The following is a 15,618-nucleotide window of genomic DNA, read 5'->3' as shown; positions in this document are numbered from 1 at the left end:
TTATAGTTCCTTAAATTCTGTTACGCCTTTCTTAAGAATGATGTTGCCGTATTTTGCCGTTTCGCCAGTAACGACGACGGCGGCGCAACTTCTCACGCGTTCATAAAAAGCAAATCGTTCGATACGCTCAATCATGGTTGCATCAATGTTGTTAGTGTTTATCGCGGTTAGATAGCGATCCTCAACCGAAGGATCTAACGTATCGCCTTCAACAGCCTGCATCATCGCCAAGGGCTGCTGAACATATTGGTCCAATTCAAATAGTGGGATGATGCCGCTTAGTAGCGTGCTAACTCGAATACCATCAGCCCTAATAACGTTGGAATTAAAGCTCGCAGCCGGAAAATGTGCGTCTGCAAGTAAGATTTCGTCTCCGTGTCCCATGCCTGCTAATGTTGCAATTAACTGCGGAGATAGCGCCGGATGAATTCCTTTAAGCATATTCTGGCTCCTTCTTTGTGCTCATTACGTGATTACGTGGTTCGACTCTCGTTGTCGGCGATTTCATGGCATTTTGAGCCTCAGATAACGAGTTAAAATGACCAACACCGTAAAACGCCACCATTGCAGCTCCAGTTACCGTCGCCTCTGCTTGGTCGACGATTAATAGTGGCTTTTGAATGGCATCGGCACGCAATTGGTTCCAGAGCGTATTCTTTGTCCCTCCACCTACGGCAATAACGGGTAAACTTCCTAAATGGCAACGCTCTGCAAGGTAATCAAAGTTACGTTTGAACTGCAGACTTAATCCTTCAAAAACAGCTCGGGTAATTTGTCCTCTCGTGGTGTGAATAGACAAACCTTCAATGGCACCGTTACCTTGCCCTCCAGCGTCGACAGAAAAATCTGGATTAAAGCGAACATTCCCTGCTCCAGGGCCGGCGGACTCAGCTTCTGAAATCATGATCTGATAAAGTTCGCTGCTGTCTTTTTCCGCTTGATAAAAGTGGTTAACAACCCACTCAATAACAGCGCTGGACAACCATTGGATAGCCGGGTTGTATACCCCTTGAACCGCATCCAATTCGACTGTTAATCCTTTTTCAAGAGAGTCTCTATCCACCTTGGGCTTCGACGAACGAGCCATGAGAATTTCCCATGTACCTGAGCTTAAAAACGCTTGGTCTTGTTCAGCACCAGAACCAATTAACGCAAACTGAGTATCATGTCCGGTAGAAACGACTGGAGTCGACTTTGGTAATCCCAACAGCTCAGCCACCTCATCGAGTACCAATCCAACCTTACAACCGGCATCTATTAGGTTCGGAAAGTGCTCAGCACTTAAATCTAGGTATGACAATGTCTTATCATCCCAATTACCATCACCTAGACTTGTTAGCATTGAGGTACCAGCCATGGTTCGATCTGTGGTCAGTTCTCCGGTTAACTTGTGAGTTAGCATCGAGGAAATGAACACAAACTTGTCCATCGATTGATAGATCTTCGGCTCGTTATCTTTAAGCCAACGAAGCTTGTAGAGCGTATTGAAGCTGTAGTCGCCAACCCCATTACTTTGGTAGAGGGCGAGTCTGTCGGTCTCTGTCTCTACTTGCGACATCACAGGTACCGTTCTCGGACATTTCCAAGAAATAATTGGATAGATTTGTTGAGCGCTTTTCGAATACGGTGCACCATCAACCCCGAACGTGGTTACTGTCACCGCCACTATCTGCTCTGCATTCAGTTGGCTAGTAACCGCGGCGCAGCACCTGACCAGCTTGCTCCATATCTCTGCAAAATCCCACACATGGTATTGGTTTTCAGAACCCGATAACTGAGTGTTATTTTTGATGTAGTGCGACGCGAGTATTTGTCCGTTATCGGAGACGGCAATGGCTCTAATATTGGTAGCGCCACAATCCAAAACTATTACTACTGACATAACGCGATCCTATAGGCGGGTTTCCCCGCCTTACCTAGTTACTTATATAGAGGGCCAAAGTTGGCACAAGCTCGGTAGTCTTGACCTTCCGCATCCTGACCAAATGCGCTCCAAGTATGCGGGCGGAAAATCTCGCTCGACTCAACGTTATGCATAGACACCGGAATACGTAGCATGGAAGCTAAGGTAATGAGATCCGCCCCGATATGACCATGAGTGATAACGCAGTGGTTCGCACCCCAATTAGCCATGACCGAGTACACGTCTCTAAATGCACCAGTGCCAGTGAGTCTTGGAACAAACCACGTCGTTGGCCATGTTGGGTTGGTACGCTCATTCAACGTATTGTGAACATTTTCAGGAAGCGTGATGGAGTGCCCTTCAGCAATTTGTAACACAGGGCCAACACCCTTAATGAGATTGATTCTGTGCATAGTGAATGGCATGTCACCATGTGTTAGGAAGTTCGAAGAGAAACCGCCTCCACGGAAGTATTCACTTATTGCAGGTGGCCATTGAGTAGCATCTAGGCATTGTTGCGCATCTTCAACCGTCATATCCCAATGAGGCTTGATAACAGGTTTGCCTTGCTCATCTTTTGCTTCGCCACTGCCGTCTAACGCAGCGGAACCGGAGTTAACAAGGTGAATGAAACCAGATTCTGGTTTGTAGCCACTCACTCGTTCTACCGCACTATCAGACCAATAGGTTCGAACATCGCAAAAAACCTGAGCTTGACCGGTAAGCATCTTGCCAAACAGCATGTTTACGCCGTTCAAACTGTCGTTCTCTGTAGCTAGAGCAAACGGTTCACGAAGTCCATTCCAGTCAAAAGACGAGTTAAGGATCGCTTCGCTAAAGTCACCGTTTGGCAAATGATCAGTCCAGTGGCGTTGACCTTGGAAGCCGCCCACTACGGCGTTGTGTCCCATTGCTTCTTCACCAAAGCCTAACTGCGCTAGTTTAGGGTTACCTGTCATGAGATCGCGCATGATCATCGTCATCTTAACGACGGTTTCCCAATCTTGCTGCTTTTGCTCTTCAAGCAACGCTTCGCCGTTATAGTCTTTGCCTTCTTTACAGTTTTCTTTTGTCCATGCTAATGCCAACTCAAACTCATCTTTATCGTAGACTTCACGATCCAAGCGTCGCTTAATTTCAGTCATGTCGACATATTCATTTCTCATTCCCAAATAACGTTGGAAGAAATCTGGATCGACCACCGAACCTGCAATACCCATCGAGACCGAACCCATGGACAGGTATGATTTGCCTTTGATGGCTGCTACTGTTAAGCCAGCACGGCAGAAACGTAAAATCTTATCCTGAACATCTTGAGGAATGGATGTGTCATCAGCATCTTGCACCTCTTGCCCATAGATAGAAAAAGCGGGTAAACCAAGTTGAGAATGTCCAGCCATGGCCGCGGCTAAGTACACCGCTCCTGGGCGTTCTGTGCCATTAAAGCCCCAAATCGCTTTTGGCATATGTGGGTCCATATCAATAGTTTCTGTACCATAGCACCAGCAAGGTGTAACAGTAATTGAAACCCCTACATTCTCGCGACGAAACTTATCTGCACACGCCGCTGCTTCCGCAACACCGCCTATCGTGCTGTCAGCGATAACACATTCAACAGCAGTGCCACATACATGCTTAATGTTTTCTTCAATGAAAGCAGCGAGGTTCTTCGCCATATTCATAGTTTGAACTTCTAGAGACTCGCGAACGCCCATTTGGCGACCATCAATGGTTGGACGAATACCAATTCTTGTTAGGGTTGTAGTCATAATTTTGTTCTCGTTTCCGTTAAATTGAATTACTGCTTAATTTTGTAGCCGTTAAGGCCGAAGTAGATAAGGTATGCAAAGCCAATTAGAGGGATAATGAAGGCAGCTTGAATACCCATCGAATCTGAAATCTGTCCCATAATGGCGGTGAGTACTGCGCCACCTAAGATAGCCATAATCAGACAACTACCTCCGAATTTTGAATCACTGCCAAGGTCACGAAGTGATAGACCGAAGATGGTTGGGAACATCAATGACATACATGCTGAGATACCAACTAAAGCGTAAGCACCAACCACGCCACCAACAGTCATCAGCATTAGCACTAGAACAGAGGCTACCAATGCGAGTGCTGCTAATAGTTTCTCCGGTGCGATGTACTTCATTAAACCAACGCATACGAATCTAAAGACACTAAAAGTAATGATTGATACCAACAGGTAAGTGGATGCTTCCGCTTCAGTGCCGCCGACTTGAGTCATCACATAACGAATCGTCCACGACCAACAGCCAATCTGACAACCAACATAAAAGAACTGACCGATCACGCCTTTGACAAAGTGTTTTTTCTGCATCAGGCGACCAAATGTGGCGCGGATAGACATGTCTAAGTCGCTCTCAGCAACCGTGTCTTTTGCTGCCGGCATCTTAGTGAACGCAATCGCTAACCAAACAAAGACAATCACCGCCGCCACCATGAGATATGGCATCATTACTGCGTTCAGCTCAGATGTTTGAATCGCAGACAACTCTGCTGAACTCATAGCGGCGCGTTCAACATCCGTTGCCGGGTTCAATTGAGATAAGATATACACCTTACCGATCACTACCCCAGTAATAGAGCCCACAGGGTTAAAGGCTTGAGCAATGTTTAAACGTCGTGTTGCCGTCTCTTCCGGTCCCATCGCGATAATGTAAGGATTGGCACTGGTCTCAAGGATGGATAGACCACCCGCAAGCACAAACAGCGCCATTAAAAATGGTAGGTATTGCATTGCTTGTGCTGCCGGGTAGAACAGGATGGCTCCACAGGCGAATAGACCTAGTCCCAGTAGCACTCCCGCTTTATAACTATAACGTTGAATAAAAAGAGCAGCAGGAAGAGCCAGTACAAAATAGGCTCCGTAAAAGGCGGTTTGTACCAATCCTGATTGCATATCGGTTAATGTAAAGACCTTTCTAAATTGAGCGATCAATACGTCGGTCATATTGTTTGCCAGTCCCCATAAAGCAAAACATGAGGTAAGCAAGATAAACGGTATTAAAATACTCTTAGGTATGACTTCAGAGTTTCCTTTCTTTGATCCACGGTCCGTGGTGGATATTAGTACGTCGGTCATTTTCTTTTCCTTTAGATATACTGTACCCTCCAAATTAATGTTGGATACTGTTTCACGTTATTGGATTAAACTAATTATTTTATATTGGTGTTATCGTGTGTTTATTTGGATTTGAAATTGAATTCATATCACCATGAATATCATTTTCAATTTCCGCATTGGAAATCAATATATCGATTTCACAAAAATCACATATTTTTAATAAACTTCGTTTCTTGTATTTATTTTTATCCGCAATAAGAATATTCTTGCTCGACACTTGGATGAGCGTCTTTTTTATCTCGTAATTGTATTCATTCGAATCCCACACACCACTATGTTCATCAAAGCCCACACACGAGATTACACTCAGGTCAAGCGCCATTTCCTGCAAAGTATTTTTGGCAATCAAACCATAGAATGATTTATATTTTTCTGAGTAGTGACCACCTAAGCTAATAATCGTTATATTCTTTTTTCCAGATAGGACACTAATATTATTCAACGAGTTGGTTACAATCGTACAACGAATATCAGGTAATGCTTGAGCAACTAGCCAACTTGAAGAACTAGCGTCTAAACCGATAACGGCACCTTCATAAATATGCTCAATAACCTGTTTAGCCAAATCTTGTTTGTCTTGCATATTGCTTGAGGCTCGATTAGTAAACGACGTTCCTTCATCAATATAACGCTTACTTATAGCGCCACCATGAGTACGAATTAATTCACCTTTTTTATCTAGCGTTTTAAGGTCTCGACGAATTGTTTCCACCGACACATTTAATTCCGATGCCAAGTCTTGAACTGAAACTTGACCAACCTTTGAAATTAAACCCAAGATAAAATTCGCTCTGGTAATTGCTTGCATCGTTTCCTACTACCAACTGCTTTGCTGTTATTAACAGATTAATCGAAAAGGCCAAAAAAACTACGACCCAGCTCACACTAGATTTTTCAGTGACCACTTTTGCCCGATTGTTTGGTTTACCACACAAAAAAACGGGCATTGACTGTGGGAAACGGGCATAAGCGGCGGAAACCAGACATACATTGTGACATTTGAGTGTGTTCCAACGCTTCAAACGTCATATAGGCATAGCTAAATCTACCTACGTCACTGCATAATTTTGCCGTTTTGGTACTATTGAAAACACGATAAAAAGTACAATTGAGAATAGAAAGTATGACCAATCCACTCTCTTCAGAATGGAAGCAGATCAACTGGGTCCTGACCGATGTTGATGACACCTTAACGTGGGATGGCTCCTTGCCTCCTGACACTCTCATCGCCCTACAGTCTCTGCGAGATAATGGCATCAAAGTGGTGGCGGTGACTGGTGCTTGTGCAGGATGGTGTGACCATATTGCTCAGTTGTGGCCAGTGGATGCGGTACTCGGAGAAAATGGTGCATTCTTGTTGGAAAAGAAAGATGGCGCGTTACAAATAACCACCGAGCGACCTTTGGAGCAGATTCGCGCAGATCAAGCCAAACTCAAGCAGCAAGTACTGGATATATTGAGCGATTTTCCTGATTTAGCGTTAACTCTCGACCAATCCTATCGATTATGCGAAGTTGCCATTGATATTGGTCAGAACCGTGAGCCTGTAGATCCGAACATTGTTCAACAGGTACTGACTCGAATCCATGCTTTGGGTGCGCATGCTACTGCAAGTTCTATTCATATTAATGCTTGGTATGGTGACCACTCTAAACGCCACTCATCTCTTAGCTTCCTGAAAGGTAAAGGCATTGAGGGCCATAAGGTTGATGAGCAGTGCTGCTACGTAGGGGACTCTCTTAATGATCAATTGATGTTTGAGCGCTTACCTCTCACCGTGGGTGTGGCCAACATTACGCACTATTGGGATAAGCTAGAACATAAGCCTAGCCTTGTGATGACTAAGCCGGGTGGCTTCGGATTTGCAGAGTTTGCCGAGAAACTGATTGCGCTCAAGCAAAGTTAATAGCAATAAAAACTAGTAGCGATAAATAGTTAATAGCAATAAAAAACGGCCATAACGGCCGTTTTTTATTGGCTATAAATCAACTAGATTAACTTGTTTCGAATGTGAATGACTAAGGCTTCAGCAATAATAACGACTGCGAAAATCGTCACTAACACCATTGAGACTTTCTGCCATTCGAATAGGTTTTGAGCATCGTTAAGAACTACGCCGATCCCCCCAGCCCCAACTAGGCCAAGCACTGCAGATTCACGTACGTTGATGTCCCAACGGAACAACACAATCGAATAAAAAGCGGGCATTACTTGAGGCCAATAGCCTTTGACAATCACGCTCATCCAAGACGCACCTGTCGCTCGTAATGCCTCGATAGGCCCCATGTTCACTTCAGCAATGGCTTCCGACAGCAGTTTCCCTACAAAACCGACGCTGCGGATCGCAATCGCCATAATACCAGCCAGAACACCGGGGCCAAACAGTGCAATAAACAATAGCGCCCAAACCAATGAGTTCACTGAGCGCGAAGATACCAAGAAGAACTGAGCAATCCAGTTTAATGTTTTGCTTGGTGTAATATTCGGTGCATTAAGCAGCGCGAGAGGTATTGCAAAAATCAAAGTAAATAGTGTACCCAGTGTTGCGATATGCAGCGTTTCTATCATCGCCGCATGAATGGTTTGCGGGTAGAAAGCGTAATCCAAAGGCACCATACGCTGAAACATGTCGGCAAATTGCGCTGGCGCGTCATACAAAAACTCTGGAATCACTTCCACCGTTTGCCATGACCAGACGATGGCAGATACGAGGCACAAATACACGGCGAAACGCGCAATTCGCTCATTGGGAGTAAAGCGTTGCCACTCTTTATCAATAGCTGCTGTGGTCATTAGAAAATTCTCCTCACGATATTAGACAAGAACTCGCCAACCAAAATGAGTGCAATAATGGTGATGAGAATGGCAGCGACGAAATCATAATCAAAGCGTTGGAATGCTGAGAACAAGGTACCACCAAGTCCACCAGCACCGACGATCCCGACCATGGTTGAGTTACGCAAGTTGGAGTCAAGCTGATAACTGGCAAAGCCGATGAAGCGAGTAAACACTTGTGGCATTACCGCGTATAGAATCACGCTGGCAAAACTTGCTCCGGTTGCTCTAATCGCCTCTACAGGCTTAAAGGAAATCTCTTCAATCGCCTCAGCAAATAGCTTGGCAATGAACCCTATGGACGCGAACACCAGCGTCAAAATACCCGCCAATGCACCAAACCCAACCGCTTTAACAAACAAGATGGCAATAATGACTGGGTGGAACGAACGGCATAATGCGATAAAGCCTCGCACCGGAGTGGACACAATCAAAGGCATCAGGTTTCGTGCAGCTAGTAGACCCAAAAAGAGCGAAATAACGATGCCGAAAAAGCTCGAAATGATAGCTATCTGCAAGCTCTCCGCTAAACCACTCAATAACAAGTTAGTGCGAGAAAAATCAGGTGGAATCATACGAGAGATCAGTCGTTCACTCTCACCAAAACCTATGATTAATCGGTCAAATGTCAGACCCAACGTCGAGACGCTGTAAAACAGATACGCCACGACCGCAACAACAATCGCGCGACTTGTCCACGACGGTTTGAATGGGTTTTCAACATTGATTTTTGCATTCGGAGTTAGTCCAGCCATGACTCACCTCCGTAAATGATCTTCAGATCTTCTTCGGTAATTCCCTCAGGGCTGCCGTCATAATGTACCTTGCCGTTACACATGCCGATAATGCGTTTTGCAAATCGCTTCGCTAGGTTCACGTCGTGGATATTAACCAGCACCGGAATATTCTTCTGCTCAGCAAAGGTCTCCATCAGCTCCATGATTTCCACAGCGGTTTTTGGATCCAAAGACGAAGTCGGTTCATCGGCAAGCAGAATATAAGGGTCTTGCATCACAGCTCTTGCAATACCAACGCGTTGACGCTGACCACCAGACAGGCTATCAGCTCGCTGGTTAGCAAAATCTTGTAAACCAACAAAATTGAGCAGTTCAAATGCTTTAGCAAGATCTTCTGAAGAGTATTTACGTCGCCACGCATTCCAAGCACTCATGTACCCCAAACGGCCGCTTAGTACGTTCTCAATAACCGTTAAACGTTCAACTAAATTGTACTCTTGGAACACCATACCTATGTGTCGGCGCTGCTTTCTCAACTCTTGACCCTTTAGCTTAGTTAGGTCTTCTCCTTCAAACAGGATTTCACCGGATGTTGGGTCGTTGAGACGATTGATGCATCGAAGTAAGGTACTTTTACCAGTACCAGATGGGCCAATGATCGCGATAATCCCCGGTTCATCGATATCAATATCGATCCCTTTTAGGATTGGCTTACCTGCGACATATTCATGGAATAGGTTATTGATTTTGATTCCGTCGTAGCTTGCTACAGCCATACTGCTTTCCTTGTGCTTACCCTAATTCGCTCTCGATTGTTCAGCGTCTTAGGCAAATTTTGAATGAACTATGCCCTACCCTTAAGGGCATAGTTAACAAAGATCTAATGGTTTAAATTAGGGGGAGTTATTGAGTGCTAGCTTGCTTTGCTAGTTCCGCAGCTTTCTTCTTAGCACGCTTCGCCGCATCTTTCTCAGCCAACTTCTTCAGACCCGCCTTGGTGTAAGCCGTACCCGTGGCATGTGCGATATCACGAATCACGCCCCACTCCTCTTGATAAGTGATTGGTGAGAAACGGTCAGCGCCTTTAAACGAAGCGCTCATTTCTGGGGTAAAGCGGTAACTAAAGAATGCCTCTTTGATTTTCTCAACCAGTTCTGGTTTCAGGTTATAAGAGTAACCAAATGCTGAAGTTGGGAAGCGAGGACTGCGGTAGATGATTTTTAGTTCTGAATCGTCAACACGACCCGCTGCAACCATGCGGTCATAGACGTCTGACGCGACTGGCGCGGCATCATAGTCGCCGTTGTAGACGCCAAGAATAGATTGGTCATGTTTACCTGAATAAAGCACTTTGTAGTCTTGGTCAGGTACAAGTCCTTCAGCAGGGAAAAGTGCGCGTGGTGCTAGGTTACCAGAGTTGGATGAAGCAGAAGTGTGAGCAACCTTTTTACCCTTTAAGTCAGACATGTCGTTAATACCGCTGTCTTTGCGAACAATAGTAATCAGGTTGTAGCCTTGGAAGCCAGCTTCGTCACCTTTTACTGCAATCGGGACATAGCCTGCCAAGTTTACTGCATAACCTGTAGGACCTGTCGAAAAGCCCGCGACGTGAAGTCGGCCAGAACGCATCGCTTCAACCTGAGCAGAGTTTGAGTGCACCGTGTAGTAAATTACGCGTTTACCAGTAATCTTGCTCAAATGTGCTTGGAAGTCAGCAAACGCATCTTTGTACAATGCCGGATCTTCTACTGGAGTGTAGGTAAATACTAAGGTACTTGGGTCAATCCACTCATCGGCATTTTTCGGAGAGTCAGCGACCAAATCGTTGTTTTCATCACAGTATCTATCGTCAAGTACGCCGCGGCTAGAGCATTCATTTGCTAGAGCGAGGGAAGGTGCAAGCAGCGAGGTGGCGATTAACAGTCCTTTAACACTGATTTTCATATTCAAACCTTATTTTCACGTTGTTGTTGTAATCACGTCACATATTGCATGCGACGTGCCAACAATTTTATTCTTATTATTCAATTAGTTAAATTACACCACTCAAACACGTTAGCTAAATGGGTCAAAAGTGTCCATTAAACAAACCGTCATTTGAGTCAGTTTTGTCCCAACTTTTTTTTTGCAAAGATTAACGCCACTAAAAAAGGGCCCGAAGGCCCTTACTATACCTTCAAAAATCTACGATTCGATGTCCATACAGTTAGCGTAATAGGTCACTGTTGCCGGCCAATCACTAAACACACCCAACACACCTACATCTTTGGCTAGTACATCTAGCATGACCATCATGTCACCATCTTTCGTGATAGCTGGTTTGACTGATTGATAGTACCATCCACCGCCATTGTTCAATGGTCCAGAACGTTCCAGCGTCCAAGCGATAATGTCTAAATCAGCTTGCTTGGCCAGTTTCGCATAATCAGATGCCACTATTTGTCCTTTGTCATCAAGTTGCACTAACGCGAACAACGGTGGGGCGATAATATTGACGCCCTGCTTATGCAGATCTTTCATGTTCTCTAGAGAAGCAACAAAGTCTTTCTGCTCATAGACACGGTCATCAAGATACACTGCTTGCTCGCCAAACTCCGGAGTCTCGGCAATCCAATATTTCACGTCATCTAGGTTAAATGACTGAACGTAGGTATCGGAAGGCGCAAAACCCGCGGCTTTGAGTTCATCAATCAATTTTTGCGCGTACATTTCTTGGCTAAAGCCATCAAACGGCATTTCAACCGCTGCAGATTTTAGCTCCGGCGTCACTTTGACCCCATGCTTCTTAAACAGAGCAGCGCTCTCTGAATGGGTCATTAACGTACCACTTTGTGCATACAGATCCGTTCTCCAACTTGGCGTTCCCTGCATGTATTCTTCGATAGTGGTCGCTTTCGGGTTAGCGCCATCCATTTTGCCTTTCAAACGCTTAAACTCCGCCAGAGTAAAGTCTGATGTGCGGCACTCAACTTGTGCGTCTTTACCGGTAGATGGATCAGCTGGCTGGAAAGGTATGGTGCATTTTTTTGCAAGATCTGGGTGTGCCAATACATCGGTTGTTGTGTGCAAATCACTTTGAGAGTGACGACAAACCAGTTGCTTGTCTTTGGTGAAGGTAACATCACACTCCAGTACACCCGCTCCCATCTCAATTGCAGCTAGATAAGACTCTTTAGTATGTTCAGGAAACTGCATCGCAGCACCACGGTGTCCGATAGAGAAATCACTGCGCTCAAACGCGCCATTACTGCAACTCAGTAGCTTATCTTTAAGAGGGCTATCATCCATGCTATTCACCAGATAAGCCGGTCTTGGCCCCAAATTGGCGGGTTCATCAGCCCAAACACTTGCTGAGCTTACTGCCATCAGGACGCCTGCCACTGCTGTGAGTATGTGCTTCATTTAGTTCTCCTTTCATCTCGTTACTCTACGAGAATCAATCCTTGTTAGTGGTCACGGTTTATCGTTTATAGGAACGAAAACGTTGGTTTTCTACACCCTATTTTACCGTGAAGGATGTGACAAAATTATCACAAGCACGTGATTTGCACCCTTCATGCCAAAACAATAAAACTATTTAATTTCAGTTAATTAGAACTTCCACTTACAAAGAACACTGGCTATTGGGTCACTATTGTCCTTCACCATTCACTAAGCGACTTGCCATTATCTCCGTCACTCTTCAAGCCTTAGGTCACTTTAAAATCGTCCTTATCCAAGTGGTGCTTTTTCATTTTCCGATAGAGCGTCTTACGCGGTAAGTTCAATTTGCTAGAGACGTCATTTATGTTGCCAGCCGATTCAATTAACGCCTCAGTCAATACATTGCGTTCGTATTGTTCCATCTGTTTTTCAAACGCAAACTCGGTCTCACTGGCGTCTTGTATTGGCGTTTGTAAATCAAAGCCATCACCAACGATGCCTAATACAAAACGATCCGCAACGTTACGTAGTTCCCTCACGTTACCCGGCCACTCATGACGCGATAGCTGTTGAATCTGTTCCGAATAAATCGTGGAAGGTCGAGTCTTGTATTTCTGACTCGCCTGGCCAACAAAATGCCTAAATAGACTCTGGATATCTTCTTTACGTTGACGCAATGGCGGCAGATTAAGACTGGCGATATTAAGGCGATAGAAAAGATCCGAGCGGAACTCGCCAGTATCACTTAATGCTGCAAGATCTGCCTTACTGGCCGCTACGACAACAATGTCCACTGGTATTAACTCATTCCCGCCCACACGCTCAATGACTCGCTCTTGAATAACGCGCAGTAGTTTTATCTGTACCGCTATGGGCATACTCTCTATTTCATCAAGAAACAACGTACCACCATTAGCCTGCTCAATTTTGCCAATGCGCTTTTTATTGGCACTGGTAAACGACCCCGCTTCATGACCAAACAGCTCACTTTCAATAATACTCTCGGTCATTCCACCACAGTTGATAGCGACAAATGGTTTGGCTTGTCGGCGACTAAACTGGTGAAGCGCTCTTGCTACGACTTCTTTTCCTGTTCCTGTCTCACCATTAATGATGGTATCCACCCCTGTGTTAGCGAGCGCGAGCACTTGCTTACGTATGGTTTCCATCGCTTTAGATTGACCAATAATCACGGATTCAATCGCTTCGCTGTCGGTCAACTCCAGAGATGGGGTACTAACGAGAGTTTGTTGCGCTTGTAACTGAGCTAAATCGAGCTTGGCGATCACCTCATCGGCATTAAGCGGCTTTTCGATAAAGTCGAACGCCCCCAACTTCATTGCTTCGATAGCCATCGGAATATCCCCATGACCACTCATCAATAAAACCGGAACTTGTGGCGCGCGATGTTGAATTGAGCTCAACAATGTCAGTCCGTCGACCGAGGGCATCCTGACGTCACACAACACAACCGAGCGACTGTTATTGGTAAGTGATCGTAGCGCTTTTCTTGGGTCAGTGAACGCCGTAACTGCGAAACCTTCAAGTTCTAGCATTTCACTTACTGCTTCTACTACGTCGTGTTCGTCGTCAATGAGGACGATGTGTTTTTGTTGTGTCATGATAGATTGCCTTGTTGCAGAGTCACAATAAACTCAGTGCCCTGATCAATCTCGGATTGGACGTGAATCGTCCCTCCAAAATCTTGAATAATATTATATGCAATAGAGAGCCCAAGTCCGAGCCCCTTACCTGAACGCTTAGTGGAGTAAAATGGGTCAAAAAGATAGGGTAACTCATCGGCAGGTATGCCTTTCCCATTGTCTTGGACGGAAACTGAAACTGTTTTGGTGTCGCTCCAAATGGAAACCACTAATTGTGGTTCGGCGCTCCCTTCCACAGCGTCTAAGGCGTTGCTGACTAAATTCACCAAAACTTGTTCCAATCTAATGCTATTGGCTCGAACCAAACAGTCCGGCTGCTGTTCGAACACAATCGATACCCCCTCTCTTCGGTTATCAAAGAGTTCAAGAGCATCTTCCACCACCTTGTTTAACGGTACGTTTTCTAGCCTACCGTCACTTTTCCCAGCAAATGCTTTAAGGTGTCTGGTGATTGCTGCCACTTTCTCCAATAGCACTTCGATTTTTTGAAGGTTGGTTATAGCTTTATCGGGGCGCTCTTTTTCAAGCCACCGCTGTGCACTTCGGACATGGCTATTAACCGCAGTTAATGGCTGATTGATTTCATGAGTAATCCCGACACTGAGCTGTCCCAACGCCGCGAGTTTCCCTGCTTGAATCAATTCGTTTTGGGTGATACGTAATTTTTCCTCTGCGGCCGTACGCTCCACCACTTCCGCTTCCAAGCGTCGGTTGGTCTGCTTCACTACTTTCGCCGTTGACTGAAACACTTTGAGGTATTTAGCCATTTGCGTCACTTCATCATTTCCACGAATCGCCACTTCAGTATCTAAATGTCCCGTCGAGATAGCGAACATGTTGTGTTTCAGCTGCGTAAGTCGTTCAAGAATGTTTTTACGTACATAAAACCATGAGATACCCACCGCCGCTAACACACTAAACAGAGACAGCGCTAACGATAACTGTTGGTTTGAAAGCAATGACTGTTGAACTACAGCGATGGAGTTGTCGATGTTACGATTAACCTTATTGGTATTAGATTCAATTTGCACCGTTAACTGGTTCAAATGGTCGCGACTGTTCTGCAAGAAATACTGCTCTTGATATCGGTGATCCAGTGCTTTGTTTTTTAGGGTATACAGGCGGCTCGAGCTAGAAGACAAGTCGTAAATAATCGAGAGTTTTTGGTCGATCTCAGGAAACTGTAGCTTCACGCCACTTTGTTGCCATAACGTCCACCACTCTTGACCAATTTGCTCAATTCGGTAAGTGGTGTAATCAAGCTCGTTAAAGCTAGCATCGCTATAGAGCTTTTCCACCAGCCCAAGTTGGTAGTACAGCAACGACTTCATCTGTGTGTATTGAATTTGAGCTTTGGCCACAGTTGGCAACTGGTCCAGTGACTGAGTGGCTTGTTTCAATAGCGGGTAGAAGCCTTCCAGCAAATCTCGCAGCTCTAGATTGAGTTGTTGTGATTCGTTTTCGCTTTGATGCAATAAGCTCAAGCTATTACTGACCTGAGCAATCATTTCTTTGTAATACGAGTGATAATCCGGAAACTGGATCATAATCTGATCCATCTCATCAATGGCACGCTCTATCTTCTGCATGGCCTGCTTTCGCTCTAAATTCGAGTCCGCTTCACTAAGCTGAGAAGAGGTGGTAATGATCGATCGAACTTTGTCATTGAGCAGAGCGGCCTGCTCCAAGGCTGGGATCTTGTTCTCTTTCAGAACAATAAGACGTTGGTTAAGGTCATTGAACGTATAAGTGGTAACCACAGATAGGATTAATGTAGTGAACGCGAGCATAGCGAGTGCCAGAATCAGGCGTAGTTCTATACCTCGCAATCTCATCCAGCGTTGTTGGCGCATCAAAGAAACCACACGACGAAATCTCGCCGCCACGCTTTGGTTAGAGTGTTCA

13 protein-coding genes are annotated in these 15,618 nt (G+C 45.2%); 1 reads left to right on the top strand and 12 read right to left on the bottom strand.

The window, feature by feature from the left end:
• The 5 genes from fucU to JKJ11_RS06115 form a co-directional block, all read right to left on the bottom strand.
• Window positions 1–441 (bottom strand): L-fucose mutarotase, encoded by a 441-nt coding sequence (gene fucU, locus JKJ11_RS06135; protein WP_006071568.1) that lies wholly within the window; start codon window positions 439–441, stop codon window positions 1–3.
• Window positions 434–1,882, bottom strand: a complete 1,449-nt coding sequence (fucK, locus tag JKJ11_RS06130) for an L-fuculokinase (protein ID WP_252038902.1) — start codon at window positions 1,880–1,882, stop codon at window positions 434–436. Before fucK ends, fucU begins: the two co-directional genes overlap by 8 nt.
• Before the next feature lie 38 nt (window positions 1,883–1,920).
• The gene (gene fucI, locus JKJ11_RS06125) at window positions 1,921–3,672 is read right to left on the bottom strand and encodes an L-fucose isomerase (RefSeq protein ID WP_252038901.1); all 1,752 of its coding nucleotides are present in this window, start codon (window positions 3,670–3,672) and stop codon (window positions 1,921–1,923) included.
• Between the two features lie 29 nt (window positions 3,673–3,701).
• Window positions 3,702–5,012: an L-fucose:H+ symporter permease gene (gene fucP / locus JKJ11_RS06120; protein ID WP_006071565.1), complete on the bottom strand. Its 1,311-nt coding sequence runs from the start codon at window positions 5,010–5,012 to the stop codon at window positions 3,702–3,704.
• Window positions 5,013–5,091: 79 nt separating this feature from the next.
• Entirely contained in the window at window positions 5,092–5,862 is a 771-nt protein-coding gene (locus JKJ11_RS06115; RefSeq protein ID WP_198557639.1) for a DeoR/GlpR family DNA-binding transcription regulator, read from the bottom strand.
• 315 nt (window positions 5,863–6,177) lie between these two features.
• Between JKJ11_RS06115 and JKJ11_RS06110 the strand changes: the two genes are divergently transcribed.
• Window positions 6,178–6,960, top strand: a complete 783-nt coding sequence (locus tag JKJ11_RS06110; protein WP_252038900.1) for an HAD-IIB family hydrolase — start codon at window positions 6,178–6,180, stop codon at window positions 6,958–6,960.
• Between the two features lie 83 nt (window positions 6,961–7,043).
• Here JKJ11_RS06110 and phnE (JKJ11_RS06105) read toward each other — a convergent pair whose 3' ends face one another.
• The 7 genes from phnE (JKJ11_RS06105) to JKJ11_RS06075 form a co-directional block, all read right to left on the bottom strand.
• Window positions 7,044–7,847: a phosphonate ABC transporter, permease protein PhnE gene (gene phnE, locus JKJ11_RS06105; protein ID WP_006071562.1), complete on the bottom strand. Its 804-nt coding sequence runs from the start codon at window positions 7,845–7,847 to the stop codon at window positions 7,044–7,046.
• Complete coding sequence (gene phnE, locus JKJ11_RS06100) at window positions 7,847–8,644, bottom strand: phosphonate ABC transporter, permease protein PhnE (RefSeq protein ID WP_006071561.1); 798 nt, start codon at window positions 8,642–8,644, stop codon at window positions 7,847–7,849. The genes phnE (JKJ11_RS06105) and phnE (JKJ11_RS06100) overlap by 1 nt, the downstream gene beginning before the upstream one ends.
• Window positions 8,632–9,402 (bottom strand): phosphonate ABC transporter ATP-binding protein, encoded by a 771-nt coding sequence (gene phnC, locus JKJ11_RS06095; RefSeq protein WP_006071560.1) that lies wholly within the window; start codon window positions 9,400–9,402, stop codon window positions 8,632–8,634. The genes phnE (JKJ11_RS06100) and phnC overlap by 13 nt, the downstream gene beginning before the upstream one ends.
• 127 nt (window positions 9,403–9,529) lie before the next feature.
• Entirely contained in the window at window positions 9,530–10,570 is a 1,041-nt protein-coding gene (phnD, locus tag JKJ11_RS06090) for a phosphate/phosphite/phosphonate ABC transporter substrate-binding protein (RefSeq protein WP_006071559.1), read from the bottom strand.
• 240 nt (window positions 10,571–10,810) lie between these two features.
• Window positions 10,811–12,028: a glycerophosphodiester phosphodiesterase family protein gene (locus tag JKJ11_RS06085; RefSeq protein ID WP_252038899.1), complete on the bottom strand. Its 1,218-nt coding sequence runs from the start codon at window positions 12,026–12,028 to the stop codon at window positions 10,811–10,813.
• A gap of 287 nt (window positions 12,029–12,315) precedes the next feature.
• The gene (locus JKJ11_RS06080) at window positions 12,316–13,671 is read right to left on the bottom strand and encodes a sigma-54-dependent transcriptional regulator (protein WP_252038898.1); all 1,356 of its coding nucleotides are present in this window, start codon (window positions 13,669–13,671) and stop codon (window positions 12,316–12,318) included.
• The gene (locus tag JKJ11_RS06075; RefSeq protein WP_412105004.1) at window positions 13,668–15,566 is read right to left on the bottom strand and encodes a sensor histidine kinase; all 1,899 of its coding nucleotides are present in this window, start codon (window positions 15,564–15,566) and stop codon (window positions 13,668–13,670) included. Before JKJ11_RS06075 ends, JKJ11_RS06080 begins: the two co-directional genes overlap by 4 nt.
• Window positions 15,567–15,618 lie beyond the last annotated feature (52 nt).

Origin of the sequence: Vibrio sp. SCSIO 43133 (genome assembly GCF_023716845.1) — a bacterium.
Taxonomy (GTDB): domain Bacteria; phylum Pseudomonadota; class Gammaproteobacteria; order Enterobacterales; family Vibrionaceae; genus Vibrio; species Vibrio mediterranei.
The sequence above is the reverse complement of the archived record's forward strand: the minus strand, read 5'-3'. Positions and strand labels throughout refer to the sequence as shown.